This window comes from Streptomyces dysideae (assembly GCF_001514305.1).
Lineage (GTDB): Bacteria > Actinomycetota > Actinomycetes > Streptomycetales > Streptomycetaceae > Streptomyces > Streptomyces dysideae.
The window spans coordinates 50,559-70,450 of the sequence record NZ_KQ949118.1; the positions used below are offsets into that span (position 1 = coordinate 50,559).

Annotated in this window: 18 protein-coding genes; 9 read left to right on the forward strand and 9 right to left on the reverse strand. The window is 70.8% G+C overall.

Going from position 1 to position 19,892, the window contains the following annotated elements; genetic code table 11:
- Complete coding sequence (locus AQJ91_RS41890) at window positions 1-1,296, reverse strand: polysaccharide deacetylase family protein (RefSeq protein WP_067033306.1); 1,296 nt, start codon at window positions 1,294-1,296, stop codon at window positions 1-3.
- Window positions 1,297-1,635: 339 nt separating this feature from the next.
- Here AQJ91_RS41890 and AQJ91_RS41895 point away from each other — a divergent pair, with 339 nt between their 5' ends.
- From AQJ91_RS41895 to AQJ91_RS56805, 6 genes are all read left to right on the forward strand, one after another.
- Window positions 1,636-4,092, forward strand: coding sequence for a bifunctional SulP family inorganic anion transporter/carbonic anhydrase (locus tag AQJ91_RS41895; protein ID WP_067033309.1), 2,457 nt, complete (start codon window positions 1,636-1,638; stop codon window positions 4,090-4,092).
- A gap of 287 nt (window positions 4,093-4,379) precedes the next feature.
- Window positions 4,380-6,338 (forward strand): acetate--CoA ligase, encoded by a 1,959-nt coding sequence (gene acs / locus AQJ91_RS41900; RefSeq protein WP_067033376.1) that lies wholly within the window; start codon window positions 4,380-4,382, stop codon window positions 6,336-6,338.
- Window positions 6,339-6,541: 203 nt separating this feature from the next.
- On the forward strand, window positions 6,542-7,978 hold the full coding sequence (gene nhaA, locus AQJ91_RS41905; protein WP_067033312.1) for a Na+/H+ antiporter NhaA: 1,437 nt from the start codon (window positions 6,542-6,544) through the stop codon (window positions 7,976-7,978).
- Between the two features lie 74 nt (window positions 7,979-8,052).
- Window positions 8,053-8,544 (forward strand): phage holin family protein, encoded by a 492-nt coding sequence (locus AQJ91_RS41910; protein WP_067033315.1) that lies wholly within the window; start codon window positions 8,053-8,055, stop codon window positions 8,542-8,544.
- Window positions 8,541-9,494: an alpha/beta fold hydrolase gene (locus tag AQJ91_RS41915; RefSeq protein ID WP_067033317.1), complete on the forward strand. Its 954-nt coding sequence runs from the start codon at window positions 8,541-8,543 to the stop codon at window positions 9,492-9,494. The genes AQJ91_RS41910 and AQJ91_RS41915 overlap by 4 nt, the downstream gene beginning before the upstream one ends.
- Before the next feature lie 127 nt (window positions 9,495-9,621).
- Window positions 9,622-9,804 carry a hypothetical protein gene (locus tag AQJ91_RS56805; RefSeq protein WP_067033319.1) on the forward strand — a complete coding sequence of 61 codons (183 nt, stop codon included), beginning with the start codon at window positions 9,622-9,624 and terminating at the stop codon, window positions 9,802-9,804.
- A 33-nt stretch (window positions 9,805-9,837) separates the two neighbouring features.
- Here AQJ91_RS56805 and AQJ91_RS41925 read toward each other — a convergent pair whose 3' ends face one another.
- The 3 genes from AQJ91_RS41925 to nth form a co-directional block, all read right to left on the reverse strand.
- On the reverse strand, window positions 9,838-11,037 hold the full coding sequence (locus AQJ91_RS41925) for a MarP family serine protease (RefSeq protein ID WP_067033321.1): 1,200 nt from the start codon (window positions 11,035-11,037) through the stop codon (window positions 9,838-9,840).
- A 13-nt stretch (window positions 11,038-11,050) separates the two neighbouring features.
- Complete coding sequence (locus AQJ91_RS41930; RefSeq protein ID WP_067033324.1) at window positions 11,051-11,746, reverse strand: NUDIX hydrolase; 696 nt, start codon at window positions 11,744-11,746, stop codon at window positions 11,051-11,053.
- A 223-nt stretch (window positions 11,747-11,969) separates the two neighbouring features.
- Window positions 11,970-12,878 (reverse strand): endonuclease III, encoded by a 909-nt coding sequence (gene nth, locus AQJ91_RS41935; protein WP_067033325.1) that lies wholly within the window; start codon window positions 12,876-12,878, stop codon window positions 11,970-11,972.
- A gap of 252 nt (window positions 12,879-13,130) precedes the next feature.
- Here nth and AQJ91_RS41940 point away from each other — a divergent pair, with 252 nt between their 5' ends.
- Window positions 13,131-13,805: a Crp/Fnr family transcriptional regulator gene (locus tag AQJ91_RS41940; RefSeq protein ID WP_015658871.1), complete on the forward strand. Its 675-nt coding sequence runs from the start codon at window positions 13,131-13,133 to the stop codon at window positions 13,803-13,805.
- A gap of 324 nt (window positions 13,806-14,129) precedes the next feature.
- Here the strand turns inward: AQJ91_RS41940 and AQJ91_RS41945 are convergent, their stop codons facing one another.
- From AQJ91_RS41945 to AQJ91_RS52990, 4 genes are all read right to left on the reverse strand, one after another.
- Complete coding sequence (locus tag AQJ91_RS41945; RefSeq protein WP_067033328.1) at window positions 14,130-14,960, reverse strand: MBL fold metallo-hydrolase; 831 nt, start codon at window positions 14,958-14,960, stop codon at window positions 14,130-14,132.
- A complete protein-coding gene (locus tag AQJ91_RS41950; RefSeq protein ID WP_067033330.1) occupies window positions 14,957-15,838 on the reverse strand; it encodes an NUDIX hydrolase in 882 nt (293 codons plus the stop codon). The genes AQJ91_RS41945 and AQJ91_RS41950 overlap by 4 nt, the downstream gene beginning before the upstream one ends.
- Window positions 15,839-16,251: 413 nt before the next feature.
- Window positions 16,252-16,719 carry a RidA family protein gene (locus tag AQJ91_RS41955; RefSeq protein ID WP_067033332.1) on the reverse strand — a complete coding sequence of 156 codons (468 nt, stop codon included), beginning with the start codon at window positions 16,717-16,719 and terminating at the stop codon, window positions 16,252-16,254.
- Window positions 16,716-16,874 carry a Sp36 family protein gene (locus tag AQJ91_RS52990; protein ID WP_003967454.1) on the reverse strand — a complete coding sequence of 53 codons (159 nt, stop codon included), beginning with the start codon at window positions 16,872-16,874 and terminating at the stop codon, window positions 16,716-16,718. The genes AQJ91_RS41955 and AQJ91_RS52990 overlap by 4 nt, the downstream gene beginning before the upstream one ends.
- A 107-nt stretch (window positions 16,875-16,981) precedes the next feature.
- Between AQJ91_RS52990 and AQJ91_RS41960 the strand changes: the two genes are divergently transcribed.
- A complete protein-coding gene (locus AQJ91_RS41960) occupies window positions 16,982-17,959 on the forward strand; it encodes an ATPase BagA (protein WP_067033334.1) in 978 nt (325 codons plus the stop codon).
- A gap of 52 nt (window positions 17,960-18,011) precedes the next feature.
- A complete protein-coding gene (locus AQJ91_RS41965) occupies window positions 18,012-19,391 on the forward strand; it encodes an ATPase BagB (protein WP_067033336.1) in 1,380 nt (459 codons plus the stop codon).
- 12 nt (window positions 19,392-19,403) lie between these two features.
- Here the strand turns inward: AQJ91_RS41965 and wblA are convergent, their stop codons facing one another.
- The gene (gene wblA, locus AQJ91_RS41970) at window positions 19,404-19,742 is read right to left on the reverse strand and encodes a transcriptional regulator WblA (protein ID WP_067033339.1); all 339 of its coding nucleotides are present in this window, start codon (window positions 19,740-19,742) and stop codon (window positions 19,404-19,406) included.
- Window positions 19,743-19,892: the final 150 nt, after the last annotated feature.

Sequence of the window (19,892 nt, forward strand, 5' to 3'; positions counted from 1 at the left end):
CTACCGCCGGGCCGCCGCCGCCCCGGGCACACCCTTCGGGGCCGGGGCGGGGCGGCCCGCCAGGAAGGCGGCCCAGCCCTGCTTCGGCGCCTCACCGACCTTCAGAGTGCGCAGTTTGGCCAGGGTGTCCGGGTCCTGGGCGTCCAGCCAGTCGGCGAGCTGCCGGAAGGACACGCAGCGCACCTCGGACCTGGTGCACACCTGCTCGATGACCTCCTCGACGGCCCGCATGTAGGTGCCGCCGTTCCAGGACTCGAAGTGGTTGCCGATGATCAGGGGCGCGCGGTTGCCGTCGTAGGCCCGCTGGAAGCCCTGGAGGAGACCGTCGCGCATCTGGTCGCCCCAGAACTCGTGCTTGGCGGGGTCACCCTGGCTCCTGGTGCCGGACTGGTTGACCATGAAGTTGTAGTCCATGGTGAGCTGCTCGAAGGAGCGCCCGGGGAACGGCACGAGCTGCATCGACAGATCCCACAGGCCCTCCTTCATCCCGGGCCAGAGCTGGTTGTTGACGCCGCTGGTGTCGTAGCGGAAGCCCAGTTCGCGGGCCGCCTTCATGAAGTTCTCCCGCCCTTCGAGGCAGGGGGTGCGGGCCCCGATGAGTTCCTTGTCGTAGTCGAAGGGCAGCGGGGCCGCCTTCGTCATGCCGGTGTTGGTCTTCCAGGACTTCACGAACTTCTTCGCCTGGGCGATCTCGTCCTTCCACTCCTCCACCGACCACTCGCCGACCCCGCCGCCGCTGCCGCAGAAGTGGCCGTTGAAGTGGGTGCCGATCTCGTTGCCCTCCAGCCACGCCCCGCGCAGCTGCCGCACGGTGTCGGCGATGCCCTGCTCGTCGTTGAAGCCGATGTCGGAGCGGCCCGGGGAGTGCTGGGGCGGTCGGTACTGGCTGCGCTTCTCCTCCGGCAGCATGTACACGCCGCTCAGGAAGTACGTCATCGTCGCGTTGTTCGCCTTGGCGACCTTGCGGAAGTGGGAGAACAGCCGCTGGCCGTCCTCACCCGCGCCGTCCCAGGAGAACACCACGAACTGCGGGGGTTTCTGACCGGGCTTCAGGCGTTCGGGCCGGGGCAGGTGCGGCTGCGCCCCGGTGTACGAGGTGGAGCCGTCGCCGATCAGGCGGACCGCGCTCCTGGGCGGCGGGGCGGCCGGCTTCGCCTTCTGCGGACCGGGCGCTCCCTCCTTGACGCCGCTGTCCGAGGCATTGGCGCCGGGGTCTCCGGCGGCGCAACCGGCGAGTGATGCGGCACAGACCGCGGCGACCACGGCGCCCGCGGCGATCCTCTGAGTGGCGGCCATGTTCCGCCCACCTCTTCCTTCTCTCGGACCAACGCCGGCAAGGGCGCTTCCTGATGATCTGCCGGGAAAACGCCGACAGCGCCGCCAAGGTCGCACGGGACCGAGAAGGAATTAGTACGACAAGCCGATCAAGAGGCCACTTCACTCATCCAGATGAGCTATTCACCCATTTGCCTGGTAAGTCTATGCTTGCCCTTTACTCTGCATTACGATTCATTTACTGAGCGTTGATTCATCCCGCCGCTGCATGCCGTGATCACACGGCCGCGACCCGACCCCCTGCCTTGGAGCCGGGGACCACCAGATCCGCGACCGCGCTGCCCCGGAGGAGACGGGAACATGTCCGCCTGCGTCCCCACCCGCGCCGACCACTCGAACCACACGAAGCGCGACAACGAGCCCCACAGCCCGCCCCCGCCCCGGCCCCGCCGCTTCCGCATCGCGGGCGCCGACCTCTCGGCCTCGATCGCGGTCTTCCTGATCGCCCTCCCCCTGTCCCTGGGCATCGCCCTCGCCACCGGCGCACCCCTCCAGGCCGGCCTCGTCGCCGCCGCCGTCGGAGGACTCGTCGCCGGACGCCTCGGCGGAGCCCCGCTCCAGGTCACCGGCCCCGCCGCCGGACTCACCGTCGTCACCGCCGACCTCATCCAGCTCTACGGCTGGCGCACGACCTGCGCCCTCACCGTCCTCGCCGGAATCGCCCAACTCGGCCTGGGCTTCCTGCGCGTGGCGCGCGGCGCGCTCGCCGTCAGCCCGGCCATCGTGCACGGCATGCTCGCCGGTATCGGCGTCACCATCGCCGTCGCCCAGCTGCACATCGTCCTGGGCGGTACGCCCCACAGCTCCGTCGTGGACAACGTGCGCGAACTGCCCGCCCAGCTGGCCGACCTGCACCCGGCCGCCCTCTCCATGAGCGTCCTGACCCTGGCCGTTCTGCTGGTGTGGCCGCGTGTGCCCGGCCGGGTGGGACGCGTCGTACGTCATCTCCCGGCGGCCCTCGCGGCGGTGGCGGCGGCCACCGCGGTGGCGGCCTTCGCAGGGCTGCAGCTGCCCCGGGTCGACCTGCCCTCGTGGCGCAGTCACGCCCTGGCCGGGCTGCCGGAGGGCCCCGTGGCCGGGATCATCGCCGCCGTCCTGACCGTCACTCTGGTCGGCAGCGTCGAGTCGCTGCTGTCCGCGGTGGCCGTGGACAAGCTGGCCGCCACCCGTAAGCAGGCGCCGCCCGTGCCACGCGCCGACCTCGACCGCGAACTGCGCGGCCAGGGCGCGGCGAACATCGTCTCCGGCGCACTCGGCGGTCTGCCCGTCACGGGCGTCGCGGTGCGCAGCGCGGCAAATGTCCAAGCGGGTGCGATCAGCCGGAACTCCACGATGCTGCACGGCGTTCTCGTACTGGTCGCCGCGCTGCTGATGGTCCCGCTCCTGGAACTCATCCCGCTCGCCTCGCTCGCCGCCCTGGTGATGGCCGTCGGCATCCAGATGGTGTCCCTGCACCACATCCGCACGGTGACCCGCCACCGCGAAGTGCTGGTGTACGTCGTCACCGCACTCGCCGTGGTGATCCTCGGCGTCCTGGAGGGCGTGGCGCTCGGGGTCTCCGTGGCCGTGGCCGTCGCCCTGCACCGCCTCACCCGCACCCGGATCACCCATGACGTACGGGAAGGAGTCCATCACGTCCACGTACGAGGACAGCTGACGTTCCTCGCGGTGCCACGGCTCAGCCGTGCCCTGCATCTCGTACCCCAAGGCGCCCGAGCCGTCGTGGAACTGGACGGCTCGTTCATGGACCACGCGGCGTACGAGTCACTGCAGGACTGGCAGAACGCGCACATCTCGCAGGGCGGCTCCGTCGAGCTGACCGGCCGCAGCACCGGGGTGCGGATCGGCGAACCGGTGAGCCCGGCCGACGACCCCACCGGCACCCCGGTGGCCGACCCGGCGGACTCCACCGGCTGCCGTTGCAGCCCCTGGACGCCCTGGCGCAACCACCAGTGCGAGCGCCCGCAGCCCGCGCCGCCCCAGGGCGGACACCCGGGCGCGAGCGACGGGAACGACGGGAACGACGCGTCCGGTGGCTCCGGCGGACCGGGCAGGACCGCCGGCGGGACCGGGCCGAGCGGGAGGGAACTGGCGCGTGGCATCAGGGCGTTCCAGCGCAACACCGCGCCCCTGGTGCGGGGTGAGCTGGCGCGGCTGGCGCGTGAGGGCCAGCGGCCCGCCCAGCTCTTCCTCACCTGCGCCGACTCACGGCTGGTCACATCGATGATCACCTCGAGTGGTCCCGGTGACCTGTTCGTGGTGCGCAACGTGGGCAACCTCGTTCCGCTGCCCGGCCAGGAGAGCGGGGACGACTCGGTGGCGGCCGCGATCGAGTACGCGGTGGACGTACTGCAGGTGCGGTCCATCACGGTGTGCGGGCACTCCGGGTGCGGGGCCATGCAGGCGCTGCTCAGCTCCGAGCCGGGCGGCCCGCAGACCCCGCTCAAGCGGTGGCTGCGGCACGCGCTGCCGAGCCTGGAGCGCATGTCCGACGACAGCCGGCCGTGGGCCCGCCTGGCCGGCCGGGCACCGGCGGACGCGGTCGAGCAGCTCTGTCTGAGCAACGTGGTCCAGCAGTTGGAGCATCTGCGGACGCACGAGTCGGTGGCCCGGGCGCTGCAGGAAGGGGTGCTGGAGCTGCACGGGATGTACTTCCATGTGGGCGAGGCACAGGCGTACCTGCTCGCGGAGGCGAGCGGGGACGAGGTGTTCGACCATGTGGGGGGCGGCGGACCTGTCGGCGTGACCCCGTCCTGACCGCTTTCGGCAGATGTGCGGCCCTCGGAGCGGGGCCGCACTGAGTCCGGGTCCCCTCCCGTCATGGTGCTTCACCTGTGCTTGGGCCGGAGTGTGAGAGGCGTTACAAGTGCTGAACTCTGCCCGGTCGGCGTCCGTGAGTACGGATGACCCCCGCTGTCGGGAGCGGCGTGGAAACGACCGCACACAGGTCTAAACCAATTCTCCATCGGCCCTTGTCAGCGGACCCCCCGGTCTGATGAGCTGTGGCCTGGGACACAACGGACACCCTGGGAAAGGGAGATGTCGTGAGCAACGAAAGCCTGGCCAACCTGCTCAAGGAAGAGCGCAGGTTCGCACCCCCCGCCGACCTGGCCGCCAACGCCAACGTCACCGCGGAGGCGTATGAACAGGCCAAGGCTGACAGGCTCGGCTTCTGGGCCGAGCAGGCCCGTCGGCTGACCTGGGCCAAGGAGCCGGCGGAGACGCTGGACTGGTCGAACCCGCCGTTCGCCAAGTGGTTCAACGACGGCGAGCTGAACGTCGCGTACAACTGCGTGGACCGGCATGTCGAGGCGGGACACGGCGACCGGGTCGCCATCCACTTCGAGGGCGAGCCCGGCGACAGCCGCGCCATCACCTACGCCGAGCTCAAGGACGAGGTGTCCAGGGCCGCGAACGCCCTGCTGGAACTGGGGGTTCAGAAGGGCGACCGGGTCGCCGTCTACATGCCGATGATCCCCGAGACGGCGATCGCGATGCTGGCCTGCGCCCGGATCGGCGCCGCCCACTCCGTCGTCTTCGGCGGCTTCTCGGCGGACGCCCTCGCCACCCGTATCCAGGACGCCGACGCCAAGGTCGTCATCACCACCGACGGCGGCTGGCGGCGCGGCAAGCCGTCCGCACTCAAGCCGGCCGTCGACGAGGCCATCGGCAAGGTGGACAACGTCGAGCACGTGCTCGTCGTACGACGTACCGGGCAGGAGGTCGCCTGGGACGACAGCCGCGACGTCTGGTGGCACGAGATCGTCGAGCGGCAGAGCACCGAGCACACCCCGGAGGCGTTCGAGGCGGAGCACCCGCTGTTCATCCTCTACACGTCCGGGACGACGGGTAAGCCGAAGGGCATCCTGCACACCTCCGGCGGCTACCTCACCCAGGCCGCCTACACCCACCACGCCGTCTTCGACCTCAAGCCGGAGACCGACGTCTACTGGTGCACCGCCGACGTCGGCTGGGTCACCGGGCACTCGTACATCGTCTACGGGCCGCTGGCGAACGGCGCGACGCAGGTCATGTACGAGGGCACGCCGGACACCCCGCACCAGGGCCGGTTCTGGGAGATCGTGCAGAAGTACGGGGTGACCATCCTGTACACGGCGCCCACCGCGATCCGTACGTTCATGAAGTGGGGCGACGACATCCCCGCGAAGTTCGACCTCAGCAGCCTGCGCGTGCTCGGGTCCGTGGGTGAGCCCATCAACCCCGAGGCCTGGATCTGGTACCGCAAGCACATCGGCGGCGACCGGACGCCGATCGTCGACACCTGGTGGCAGACCGAGACCGGCGCGATGATGATCTCGCCGCTGCCGGGCGTCACGCAGACCAAGCCGGGGTCCGCGCAGACCCCGCTGCCGGGCATCTCCGCGACCGTCGTCGACGACGAGGCCAACGAGGTGTCGAACGGCGGGGGCGGCTACCTGGTCCTCACCGAGCCGTGGCCGTCGATGCTGCGCACCATCTGGGGCGACGACCAGCGGTTCCTCGACACGTACTGGTCGCGTTTCGAGGGAAAGTACTTCGCCGGTGACGGGGCGAAGAAGGACGACGACGGGGATATCTGGCTCCTCGGGCGCGTCGACGACGTCATGCTCGTCTCCGGGCACAACATCTCCACCACGGAGGTCGAATCGGCCCTCGTCTCCCACCCGTCCGTCGCCGAGGCCGCCGTCGTGGGAGCCGCCGACGAGACGACCGGACAGGCCATCGTCGCCTTCGTGATCCTGCGCGGCACGGCGAACGCCGAGGACGCGAACCTGGTCGCCGACCTGCGCAACCACGTCGGCGCCACGCTCGGCCCGATCGCCAAGCCGAAACGGGTCCTGCCGGTGGCCGAGCTGCCGAAGACCCGCTCCGGCAAGATCATGCGCCGTCTGCTGCGGGACGTCGCCGAGAACCGCCAGCTGGGTGACGTCACCACGCTGACGGACTCGACGGTGATGGACCTCATCCAGGCGAAGCTCCCGGCGGCGCCCAGCGAGGACTGAGCGGTACGTCCGCACTGAGCGGCACGGCTCCGAGGGCACCCGGCGACAAGCGCGCCGGGTGCCCTTTTCGCACCTAACGTGGTGATGGCCCGATTTTTCCCGTGGCACCTTAGGTAAACTAAGCAAAACATCATCAGCCTCAGGTGCGCCGGGAAGTCTGGTCGGCATGTGATCCGTGCTGCCAGCCAACCGGAGGTCTCCCTGTGCCCGCGCCCCGCAACACCGCTCCCCCCAAGGTTCTCGGACGTCTCTCCCTGCCCGAACGGACCTTCGTCACGGACGCGCTGCGCGCCGAGACCGTCGGCGGTGTGCTGCTGCTGCTCGCCGCGATCGCCGCGCTGATCTGGGCGAACGTCCCCGCACTGCACGACAGCTACGAAAGCGTCAGCCACTTCCACATAGGCCCCGAGGCCCTCGGCCTCGACCTCTCCCTCGAACACTGGGCCGCCGACGGACTGCTGGCGATCTTCTTCTTCGTCGCCGGCATCGAGCTCAAGCGTGAACTCGTCGCCGGTGACCTCAAGGATCCCAAGGCCGCCGCACTGCCGGTCGTCGCCGCGCTGTGCGGCATGGCGGTGCCCGCGCTGGTCTACCTCCTCACCAACGTCGCCGGGGGCGGATCGCTCGAAGGCTGGGCGGTCCCGACCGCCACCGACATCGCCTTCGCGCTCGCCGTCCTCGCGGTCATCGGCACGTCCCTGCCCAGCGCCCTGCGCGCCTTCCTGCTCACCCTCGCCGTCGTCGACGACCTCTTCGCGATCCTGATCATCGCGGTCTTCTTCACCGACACCATCGACTTCGCCGCGCTCGCCGGCGCCGTCATCGGCCTCGCCGTCTTCTGGCTGCTGCTCCGCAAGGGCGTACGCGGGTGGTACGTGTACGTCCCACTCGCCCTGGTCATCTGGGGGCTGATGTACAACAGCGGCGTCCACGCCACCATCGCCGGCGTCACCATGGGCCTGATGCTGCGCTGCACACGGCACGAGGGCGAGCAGCACTCCCCGGGTGAGCACATCGAGCATCTCGTACGCCCCCTCTCGGCGGGCCTGGCCGTGCCGCTGTTCGCCCTCTTCAGCGCCGGCGTATCCATCTCGGGCAACGCCGTCGGCGACGTGTTCACCAAGCCGGAGACCCTGGGCGTCGTGCTCGGGCTGGTCGTCGGCAAGGCGCTCGGCATCTTCGGCGGTACGTGGCTGACGGCCCGCTTCACCCGGGCCTCGCTCAGCGACGACCTCGAATGGGCCGACGTGTTCGCGGTGGCGACCCTCGCCGGCATCGGGTTCACCGTCTCGTTGCTCATCGGCGAGCTGGCCTTCGAGGGCGACGCCGTACTGACCGACGAGGTCAAGGCCGCCGTACTGATCGGCTCCCTCATCGCTGCGACCCTGGCGGCGGTGCTGCTGAAGATACGGAACGGCAAGTACCGCCGGCTGTGCGAGGCCGAGGAGCGCGACGAGGACCACGACGGCATCCCGGACATCTACGAGGAGGACCAGCCGGAGTACCACCTGCGGATGGCCGCCATCCTCGACCGCAAGGCCGCGGAGCACCGCCGCATCGCCGAACGGATGGTCGCCGAGCGCCACGCGCTTGCCGAAGTGCCGGGCGGGGCAGGCGATGACGACGGCCGTCCGGCATGATCTGACGGGACGGTACAAAAGACGGAACCGTACGCAGTCAGGCACGGAACCGTACACAGACGAGGGAGACCGCGATGAGCGCACCCGACGGCAGCCCGGTCGGCGCCGAACGCAGCATCGGCCAGCTGTTCGCCTCGGCGACGACCGAGATGTCCGCGCTGGTGCACGACGAGATCGCGCTGGCGAAGGCGCAGCTCAGGCAGGACGTCAAGCGCGGCGCGACGAGCGGCGGCGCGTTCATGGCCGCCGGTGTGGTGCTGGTGTTCTCCCTGCCGATGCTGAACTTCGCCCTGGCGTACGGCATTCAGACCTGGAGCGACTGGAACCTCGCGCTCTGCTTCGTGCTGTCCTTCGCCGCGAACGTCCTCGTCGCCGGCGTCCTCGGGCTGGTCGGCGTGACCTTCGCGAAGAAGGCCAAGAAGAGCAAGGGCCCGCAGAAGGTCGCGGCCTCGGTGAAGGAGTCGGCGGGCGTCCTGCAGAAGGCCAAGCCGCACCCGCGTCCGACGCCGGCCCTGGAGGACCGGTCCCCCGCGGCCATCGAGGCTGTGGCACGCTCGTCGTCATGACGGATCCCGCCACACCTTCGGCCCAGCCCGCCTCGGTCGTGCGACCGGACGTCCTCCCCAGCGGGAGAAAGGTGACGCACCGCGAGGTCGCCGCCAACGGGGCGCGCTTCCACATCGCCGAGCTGGGTGACGGGCCGCTGGTGCTGCTGCTGCACGGCTTCCCGCAGTTCTGGTGGACGTGGCGGCACCAGCTGACCGCCCTCGCCGACGCCGGGTTCCGGGCCGTCGCCATGGACCTCAGGGGCGTCGGCGGCAGCGACCGCACGCCCCGGGGCTACGACCCCGCCAACCTCGCCCTCGACATCACCGGCGTGGTCCGCTCGCTCGGTGAGCCGGACGCCGCGCTGGTCGGTCATGACCTGGGCGGATATCTGGCGTGGACGGCGGCCGTGATGCGCCCGAAGCTCGTCCGGCGGCTCGCGGTGTCCTCGATGCCGCATCCCCGGCGCTGGCGGTCGGCGATGCTCTCGGACGTCAAGCAGACGACCGCCGGTTCCTACATCTGGGGGTTTCAGCGGCCCTGGATCCCGGAGCGGCAGCTGACGGCCGACGACGGTGCGCTGGTCGCCCGGCTGGTCCGGGACTGGTCGGGCCCGCGCCTCCCGGACGACGAGGCGGTGGAGACGTACCGCCGGGCGATGTGCATCCCGTCGACGGCGCACTGCTCCATCGAGCCGTACCGCTGGATGGTCCGCTCCCTGGCCCGTCCCGACGGCATCCAGTTCAACCGGCGCATGAAGCGACCCGTGCGCGTGCCCACGCTCCACTTGCACGGCTCGCTCGACCCGGTGATGCGCACGCGGAGCGCCGCCGGATCCGGCGAGTACGTGGAAGCGCCGTACCGCTGGCGGCTGTTCGACGGGCTCGGGCATTTTCCGCACGAGGAGGATCCGGTCGCCTTCTCCGCCGAGTTGGTCAACTGGCTCAAAGATCCCGAACCCGATCGGTGACCGAGCCGATGCGCCCGGTATCCGGATCTGAACGCCTGTCCTACGAACAGCCAATTGCCTGGCGCATAGGCCAATTGGGGGCCCTGGGGGCGGTTATCGACCATGAGGCAGGGGCAGACGTCGAGGTATGGGCTGGACGCACGACTACAGTGACGCAGCACGCAATCGCCGCTCGGCCTCGGGCCTGAACTCCCACCAGCGAGGCAGCGCCCCGCAGATGGCGGGCGCCGACCCCCGGGTCGACATCCCGCGCATCCTGCGCCGCCGGGCCCGCTGGGTCTCGGTACGTTTGCGCCACCCACGCGGCTGAGTCCCCGGACGGCCGTCGGCACACTCCCGTGGATCAGAGCGCGCAGCTGTCGCTGTCCACCTGCTGGTTCGCGGCGCGCCCCTGGGCGATGTCCTCCTGGATCTCGTCCGCGGTGAGCGCGTAGCCGGTGTTGGCGTCGTCCAGGGACTTCGCGAAGACCACGCCGTACACCTTGCCCTCCGGGGTGAGCAGCGGGCCGCCGGAGTTGCCCTGGCGGACGGTCGCGTAGAGCGAGTACACGTCTCGGCGCACGGTGCCGCGGTGGTAGATGTCCGGGCCGTTGGCCGGCAGTCGGCCGCGTACGCGCGCGGCACGGACGTCGTACGAGCCGTTCTCCGGGAAGCCCGCGATGATCGCGCTGTCGCCGCTGCGGGCGTCGGTGGAGGTGAACTGCAGCGCGGGCGCGCTCATGTCCGGTACGTCGAGTACGGCGATGTCGCGCTGCCAGTCGTAGAGGACGACCGTCGCGTCGTACTTCCTGCCCTCACCGCCTATCTGGACGGTGGGCTCGTCGACGCCGCCGACGACATGCGCGTTGGTCATGACACGGCGGTCGGCGAAGACGAAGCCGGTGCCCTCCAGGACCTTGCCGCAACTCTGGGCGGTGCCGACGACCTTGACGATGGAGCGCTGGGCACGGGTGGCCACGGCGCTGTTGGCGAGGGCCGGGTCGGGGGGCTTGACCGCGTTGATCGGCTCGTTCGCGAACGGGCTGAAGACCTGCGGGAAGCCGTTCTGCGCGAGGACCGAGGAGAAGTCCGCGAACCAGGTGTCGGCCTGGGAGGGCAGCGCCCGTGAAACACCCTGCAGCACCTTGGAGTTGCGGACCTCCTTGCCGAGCGTCGGCAGGGTGGTGCCCGCGAGGGCGGAGCCGATCAGCCACGCCACGAGGAGCATCGCGACGACGTTGACGAGGGCACCGCCGGTGGCGTCCAGGGCGCGGGCCGGGGACCAGGTGATGTACCGGCGCAGCTTGTTGCCGAGGTGAGTGGTCAAGGCCTGGCCCACGGAGGCGCAGACGATGACGACGACGACCGCGACGACGGCGGCGGTCGTGTTCACCTCGGCGTTGTCGGTCAGCGCGTCCCAGATGACCGGGAGCAGGTACACGGCCACGAGGCCGCCGCCCATGAAGCCGATCACCGACAGGATGCCGACGACGAAGCCCTGGCGATAGCCCACGATCGCGAACCACACGGCGGCGACCAGCAACAGGATGTCCAGCACGTTCACGTCAGACACCCTGTCATGACCGCCAGTCGAGCGGGACCTGCTTGTCCCGGTCCCAGGGCCGCTCCCAGCCCGCGAAGTGCAGCAGACGGTCGATGATGCCCGCTGTGAACCCCCACACCAGGGCCGATTCAACCAGAAATGCCGGGCCTCGGTGGCCGCTGGGGTGGACGGTGGTGGCCCGGTTGTCCGGGTTCGTGAGATCCGCCACGGGGACGGTGAAGACCCGGGCCGTCTCGTTCGGGTCGACGACGCCGACCGGGGTGGGGCGCCGCCACCAGCCCAGTACGGGCGTCACGACGAAGCCGCTGACCGGGATGTACAGCTTGGGCAGCACGCCGAAGAGCTGGACACCGGCCGGATCCAGCCCGGTCTCCTCCTCGGCCTCACGCAGCGCGGCCCGCAGCGGCCCGTCGGCCTTCGGGTCGCCGTCCTCGGGGTCGAGGGCGCCGCCCGGGAAGGAGGGCTGCCCGGCGTGCGACCGCAGCGAACTCGCCCGCTCCATGAGCAGCACCTCGGGCCCGCGCTCGCCCTCACCGAAGAGGACGAGAACGGCGGACTGCCGCCCCGCGCCGTCCGCCGGCGGCAGGAACCGGCTCAGCTGCACCGGCTCGACCGTCTCCACGGCGTGCACCACCGGCTCCAGCCACCCCGGCAGCCCGACCTTGCTGACCACCACCGGCCCACCCTGCGTATCACTCGCCCACGTCATAGCCACCCCCGTCGTCCTGCCGTGTCCAACGCCCGAGGGCGCGTAGATCGTTCCTGGGCTTGGGGCTGGCCATGATCCTTGGGCTGGGCATGGTCCTCGGGCTGAGGCTGGGGCTGGGTGTGGCCCGGGGAATGGCCGGGGTTGTGGCCCGCCGCCCCGGCCCGGTCGCGGTCGTGGCTCGAGGGCCGGTCCTGGCCGTGGCTCCCGGCCCCTCCCCGCCCCGTCATCCGGCCCCCAGCGGCGGGGCCGCCTTGCCGCCCGCGTCCAGGTACTCCTTCGGGGGCTTCAGGCGTTGGCCGGGGAAGCCGCCCTTCTCGTACTTGAGGAGCTTCTTCGCCTTCTCGGGGTCTGTCTCGCCCTCGCCGTACGCCGGGCAGAGCGGGGCGATGGGGCAGGCCCCGCACGCGGGCTTGCGGGCGTGGCAGATGCGGCGGCCGTGCCAGATCACGTGATGGGAGAGGTCTGTCCAGTCGCTCTTCGGGAAGAGCGCGCCGACGGCGGCCTCGATCTTGTCCGGGTCGGTCTCGTCCGTCCACCGCCAGCGCCGCACCAGCCGCTGGAAGTGCGTGTCCACGGTGATGCCGGGCCGCCCGAACGCGTTCCCGAGCACCACGAACGCCGTCTTACGGCCCACGCCGGGCAGCTTGACGAGATCTTCGAGGCCGCCGGGTACCTCGCCGCCGTGGTTCTCCACCAGCGCCTTGGACAGCCCTATGACCGATCGGGTCTTGGCCCGGAAGAAACCGCAGGGCCGCAGGATCTCCTCGACCTCCTCCGGGTTGGCGACGGCCAGGTCCTCGGGGGTGGGGTACTTGGCGAAGAGGGCCGGCGTGGTCTGGTTGACGCGCAGGTCGGTGGTCTGGGCGGACAGCACCGTGGCGACGACGAGCTCGAAGGGGTTCTCGAAGTCCAGCTCGGGATGGGCGTACGGATAGACCTCGGCGAGCTCGCGGTTGATACGGCGGGCTCGGCGCACGAGGGCGGTGGGAGACTCGGGCTTGGCGGCGGCCTTCACCGCCGCCACCTTCACCGCCGCCGCCTTCTTTGCTGGCACCCGTTTCGCCACTTTTGCCGGTTTCTTTCCGCCACCGGGGTCCTGTTCGCCCACAGCGGAATCACGACGTACAACCACCCGCCCAGCCCCCTTGGCCTGTGCTCTCACCGGCGATTTGGACACCCGGCCAGCCTAAAGCCCGGCACCGACATCCGCCCCGGACCCTGAAGATCAGCCCCCAATTGGACCCCTGCCGCTTACCTCAGGACATGTGTGCGGCATCCTTGTGATAGATCACACTGTTTGGACCGTCCGGCAAAATGGGGAGCACGGTCCCCTGGTACCAAGGGGGAGCAAGATCCCCTGAGCAGGTCGACAAGGAGAGAACTCGTGGACGACGTTCTGCGGCGCAACCCGCTCTTCGCTGCTCTCGACGACGAGCAGTCCGCGGAGCTCCGCGCCTCCATGAGTGAGGTGACCCTCGCGCGCGGTGACTCGCTCTTCCACGAGGGCGACCCCGGTGACCGGCTCTACGTCGTCACCGAGGGCAAGGTGAAGCTCCACCGCACCTCACCCGACGGTCGCGAGAACATGCTGGCGGTGGTCGGCCCCGGCGAGCTCATCGGCGAACTGTCGCTGTTCGACCCGGGCCCGCGTACGGCGACGGCGACCGCGCTGACCGAGGTCAAGCTGCTGGGCCTGGGCCACGGCGACCTCCAGCCCTGGCTGAACGCCCGCCCCGAGGTGGCCACCGCGCTGCTGCGCGCAGTAGCGCGCCGGCTGCGCCGCACCAACGACGCGATGTCCGACCTCGTCTTCTCGGACGTCCCCGGCCGCGTGGCCCGCGCGCTTCTCGACCTCTCCCGCCGCTTCGGCGTGCAGTCCGAGGAGGGCATCCACGTCGTCCACGACCTGACGCAGGAGGAGCTGGCCCAGCTGGTCGGCGCGTCCCGCGAGACGGTGAACAAGGCGCTGGCCGACTTCGCGCAGCGCGGATGGCTCCGCCTGGAGGCGCGTGCGGTGATCCTGCTGGACGTCGAGCGGCTGGCCAAGCGGTCGCGCTAGGCGCGCATCGAGTCGCGACGCATCGAGTCGTACGCCGATGGGGCCCCGTCTCGGAAGAGGCGGGGTCCCATCGCGCGCGGTGGCGGCACAGCGTCGCGCTCCGATGCGGCAGCCTGGACTCCGGCGGACTAGGGGGTGTTTCGAAAGTCCTGTGCGGTGCCCGCGGTGTCCGGTGCGTGCTTTCGGCGCGCCGGACGAAAGCCCTCGTACTGGACGTACTTGGGCTTTTGGCCGGTGCGGCGAGTGGGGGCACCTCCCACGCCCTTAAGGCAGTGGGGGAGCGTGCCGGGCGTCGCGACGGGGCGAATGTTGCCTGCCGGGGCACTAGATGAGGCCGTGCTCCTCCAGATAGTCCAGCTGCGCCCGTACCGACAGTTCCGCCGCCGGCCACAGGGAGCGGTCCACGTCCGCGTACACGTGGGCCACGACCTGCTCCGGGGTGCGGTAGCCGTTCTCGACCGCCGTCTCCACCTGGGCCAGGCGGTGCGCGCGGTGGGCGAGGTAGAACTCGACGGCGCCCTGGGCGTCCTCCAGGACCGGGCCGTGGCCGGGGAGGACCGTGTGGACGCCGTCGTCGACCGTCAGGGACCGCAGCCGGCGCAGGGAGTCCAGATAGTCGCCCAGCCGGCCGTCGGGGTGGGCCACGACCGTCGTGCCGCGGCCGAGGATCGTGTCGCCGGTCAGGATCGCCCGGTCGGCCGGGAGGTGGAAGGAGAGCGAGTCCGCGGTGTGGCCGGGCGTCGGGACCACGCGCAGCTCCAGGCCGCCGACCCGTACCGCGTCCCCGGCGGCCAGGCCCTCGTCGCCCAGGCGCAGTGCCGGGTCCAGGGCGCGGACCTTCGTGCCGGCCAGTTCGGCGAAGCGGGCGGCGCCCTCGGCGTGGTCGGGGTGGCCGTGGGTGAGCAGGGTCAGGGCGACGCGCTTGCCGGCCTGCTCGGCCGTGTCCACGACGTTGCGCAGGTGGCCCTGGTCCAGGGGGCCCGGGTCGACGACGACGGCCAGGTCGGAGTCCGGTTCCGAGAGGATCCAGGTGTTCGTGCCGTCCAGGGTCATCGCGGAGGCGTTGGGTGCCAGGACGTTGACGGCGCGCGGGGTGGCGGGGCCCGCGAGGACCCCGCCCCGCGGCTGGCCGGGAAGGGCTGCTGCGTCCGTCATGCGAGGGCTCCACCGGTCGGGATGTGCTTGGTGAACTCGTCGTGGCCCGGCCAGGAGAGCACGATCTCGCCGTGCTCGATGCGCGCCTGCGCCAGTACGGCGGTCAGGTCGCGGCCGGGGGCGGCGGCGAGGGCCTCGGCGGCCGTGGCGTACGGCGTCAGCTGGCGCAGGGTCGCGATGGTGGGCGGCATCATCAGCAGCTCGCCCTTGTCGTACGCGTAGGCCGCGTCCTGGGGGCGGATCCACACCGTGCGGTCGGCCTCCGTGGAGGCGTTGCGGGTGCGCTGCCCCTCCGGGAGGGCGGCGACGAAGAACCACGTGTCGTAGCGGCGGGGTTCGAACTCCGGGGTGATCCAGCGGGTCCAGGCGCCGAGGAGGTCCGAGCGGAGGACGAGGCCGCGGCGGTCCAGGAACTCCGCGAAGGACACGTCCCGGGCGACCAGGGCCGCGCGGTCCGCCTCCCAGTCGTCGGCCGTGGTGTCGCCGACGACGGAGTCCGGGGTCGGGCCGGCGAGGAGGACGCCTGCCTCCTCGTACGTCTCGCGTACGGCCGCGCAGACGATCGCCTGGGCCGTCGTCTCGTCGACGCCCAGCCTTGCCGCCCACCACGCGCGCGTGGGGCCCGCCCAGCGGATGTGGTGGTCGTCGTCGCGGGGGTCTACGCCGCCGCCCGGGTACGCGTACGCGCCGCCTGCGAAGGCCATGGAGGTGCGGCGGCGCAGCATGTGGACGGTGGGGCCGGTTTCGGTGTCGGTGCCGGTGTCCCTCAGGAGCATTACGGTGGCCGCGCGCTTTGGGGGCACCGGGGTGAGGGTGCCGTCCGCCAGTGCGCGGATGAGGTCGGGCCACTCCTTCGGATACCACTGCCCATTCGCCATGGGCGGAGGCTATCTCTTGGTGCGCGGATGTTCGAGGGGTGACCGGGGGCGGCGCCGAGGCCGACCTGCGGCGGAGTCTTTCGCCCCCGCCGCCCCTACCCGTCCCATCCCCAGGGGCTCCGCCCCTTCGCCCCCGCTGGGGCTGCCGCCCCAGACCCCGCTCCGGCCCTGAAGGGGCCTTGCCCTCAAACGCCGGACCGGCTGAATGATCCGCACCAGCGTCGAGAGGCGAAGCCCCAGCGGGTGGGCGGACGATCGGGACGGACACAGCCCCTCCTCGCACGCCGGACAGGCTGGATGATGCCGACCGGCGTCGAGAGGTGGCGGACGAGCTGAGAGATCCGGACCGGCGTCGGGAAGCGCAGCACCCCAGGCACACCGCCCCACCGCCCCACCGCCCCACCGCCGGAGGCCTACGCCTCCGTCAGTTCCACCTGGAACTCGACCTCGACCGGTGCGTCCAGCGGCAGTACCGCCACACCTACCGCGCTTCGCGCGTGGACGCCCTTGTCGCCGAGGACCTCTGCCAGGAGTTCGCTCGCGCCGTTGATCACGCCGGGCTGGCCGGTGAAGTCCGAGGCCGAGGCTACGAAGCCCACCACCTTCACCACGCGCGCGATGCGGTCGAGGTCGCCCGTGACCGACTTGACCGCCGCCAGGGCGTTCAGCGCACAGGTGCGGGCGAGGTCCTTGGCCTCCTCCGGCGTGACCTCCGCGCCCACCTTGCCGGTGACCGGAAGCTTGCCCTCCACCATGGGGAGCTGGCCGGCGGTGTAGACGTAGACGCCCGACTGGACCGCGGGCTGGTAGGCGGCCAGCGGCGGTACGACCTCCGGCAGGGTCAGGCCCAGCTCGGCCAGCCGGGCCTCGACCGCGCTCACGCCTTCTCCCGCTTGAGGTAGGCCACGAGCTGCTCGGGGTTGTTCGGCCCGGGCACGACCTGGACGAGCTCCCAGCCGTCCTCGCCCCAGGTGTCCAGAATCTGCTTCGTCGCGTGGACGAGCAGCGGCACGGTTGCGTATTCCCACTTGGTCATGTGGCCGACTTTAGCCGCTGCCCATCCGCCCTCCGCCGCCACGTTCCCCGCCGGGTTGTCCACAGCCCGCGGCGTAGGTTGCGCGGCGACTGGTTAGGCTCGAATACGTGAGCAGGTTCCAGGTCGTCAGCGGCAAGGGCGGGACCGGAAAGACCACGGTCGCCGCCGCCCTCGCGCTCGCCCTCGCGACCGAGGGGAAGCGGACGCTTCTCGTCGAGGTCGAGGGCAGGCAGGGCATCGCGCAGCTCTTCGAAGCGGAGGCGCTGCCCTATGAGGAGCGGAAGATCGCCGTCGCTCCGGGGGGCGGGGAGGTGTACGCCCTCGCCATCGACCCCGAACTGGCCCTTCTGGACTACCTCCAGATGTTCTACAAGCTGGGCGGTGCAGGGCGGGCGCTGAAGAAGCTCGGCGCCATCGACTTCGCCACCACCATCGCGCCGGGGCTGAGAGACGTACTTCTCACCGGCAAGGCCTGCGAGGCCGTGCGGCGGAAGGACAGGAGCGGACGGTTCGTCTACGACTACGTCGTCATGGACGCGCCGCCCACCGGCCGCATCACCCGCTTCCTCAACGTCAACGACGAGGTCGCGGGCCTCGCCAAGATCGGGCCGATACACAACCAGGCGCAGGCCGTGATGCGGGTGCTGAAGTCGGCGGAGACCGCCGTGCACCTGGTGACGCTGCTGGAGGAGATGCCGGTCCAGGAGACCGCGGACGGCATCGCCGAGCTGCGCGGCGCGCGGCTGCCGGTCGGGCGGATCATCGTGAACATGGTGCGGCCGGAGGTGCTGGACGCGGCGGATCTGGAACTCGTACGGGCGGTGGAGCGTTCTTCCGTTGCGCGGTCACTGTCCGCGGCGGGGCTCGGCGGGGCGCGGCGCGGGCAGAACGCCGAGCGGCTGGTCGACCCGCTGCTCCAGCAGGCCGAGGAGTACGCCGAGCGGTACGGCCTGGAGCACGAACAGCGGGCGGCGCTCAGCGAGTTGGGACTGCCGATGCACGAACTGCCGCTGCTTGCCGAGGGAATGGACCTGGCGGGCCTGTACGAGCTCGCGGGCGAGCTGCGGGAACAGGGCCTGTCATGAGGCCGTTCACGAGTCGGAAGCGGCATGCCGAATGTCGGAAGCAGGGGATGTCATGAGTCGTCCGGACCCGGCCCACGCACACGACACCGGCGCCCGTCACCAGACCCACCACCCTCATCACCTCTCCCCCGCACGCCTGCTCGGCGTCGATCCGCTGCTCGACGATCCGGGCACCCGCATCGTCGTGTGCTGCGGCTCGGGCGGTGTCGGCAAGACCACGACCGCCGCCGCGCTGGGGCTGCGGGCCGCCGAGCGGGGGCGGAAGGTGGTTGTGCTGACCATCGACCCCGCCCGTCGGCTCGCGCAGTCCATGGGCATCGACTCGCTCGACAACACCCCGCGCCGGGTGAAGGGCGTCGAGGGCGACGGCGAGCTGCACGCGATGATGCTCGACATGAAGCGCACCTTCGACGAGATCGTCGAGGCGCACGCGGACCCCGAGCGAGCGGCCGCGATCCTGAACAACCCGTTCTACCAGTCGCTCTCGGCGGGCTTCGCGGGCACGCAGGAGTACATGGCGATGGAGAAGCTGGGCCAGCTGCGGGCCCGGGACGAGTGGGACCTGATCGTCGTCGACACCCCGCCCTCCCGCTCCGCGCTGGACTTCCTGGACGCGCCCAAGCGGCTCGGGTCGTTCCTGGACGGACGGCTGATCCGGCTGCTGACGGCCCCGGCGAAGCTGGGCGGCCGCGCCGGGATGAAGTTCCTGAACGTGGGGATGTCGATGATGACCGGCACCCTCGGCAAACTGCTCGGCGGTCAACTCCTCAAGGACGTCCAGACGTTCGTGTCCGCGATGGACACGACGTTCGGCGGGTTCCGTACGCGCGCGGACGCGACGTACAAGCTGCTCCAGGCGCCCGGTACGGCGTTCCTGGTGGTCGCGGCGCCGGAGCGGGACGCGCTGCGGGAGGCCGCGTACTTCGTGGAGCGGCTGGCCGCGGAGGACATGCCACTCTCCGGGCTGGTGCTCAACCGGGTCCACGGCAGCGGCGCCGACCGGCTGTCGGCCGAGCGCGCGCTCGCCGCCGCGGAAAATCTTGAAGAGCCCCGCATTGTGGATCAGGAGGGCGGGAAAGCAGTACTTCGTAACTCTCCCGACACGTACGGCAGTTCAGAATCTCCCGCTTCCGAAGCACCGGCTCCTGACGAAGGCTCCCCCGCCGCCCTGGACACCGAGCGCACGGACGGGGAGCGGACCATCGACGAACTCACCGCAGGCCTGCTGAGACTGCACGCCGACCGTATGCAACTGCTCTCCCGCGAGCAGCGCACACGCGACCGCTTCACCGCGCTCCACCCCGAGGTGGCGGTGGCCGAAGTAGCCGCACTGCCCGGCGACGTACACGACCTTGCGGGGTTGCGGGACATCGGAAACCGGCTCGCGGCCCTTCGGCCGGAGCTGCCCGAGGCGCCCGGGGCGGGTGGCTGAGGGGGGACGCCCTCAGCTCACCGCCGCGTAGTTCTCGTACACCTCGTCGTCGTCGAGGGGCAGGATGCCGGCCCCCCGCTCGTACTCCGTGCGCGCGGTCTCCAGCAGCCGGCGCCACGATGTGACGGTCGGCCGCCTGCGCAGCAGTGCGCGGCGCTCCCGCTCCGTCATTCCTCCCCACACGCCGAACTCGACGCGGTTGTCGAGCGCGTCAGCGAGGCACTCGGTCCGCACCGGGCATCCGGTGCACACCGCCTTGGCCCTGTTCTGCGCTGCTCCCTGAACGAACAGTTCATCCGGATCGGTAGTGCGGCAGGCCGCCTGCGCACTCCAGTCGGTTACCCAGCCCATACCGGCGCCGTCCTCTCCCGAATCGAGGCTCCCCCACGGCGGCAGCGGCATATTCACCGCCGCCAGTTGAGGACGTTACGGAAGGTGGGCACAGCGCAACACCCCCAGCGGGCCCAATCTTGAATGGCCCGAACGGACTATGCGTAAGCG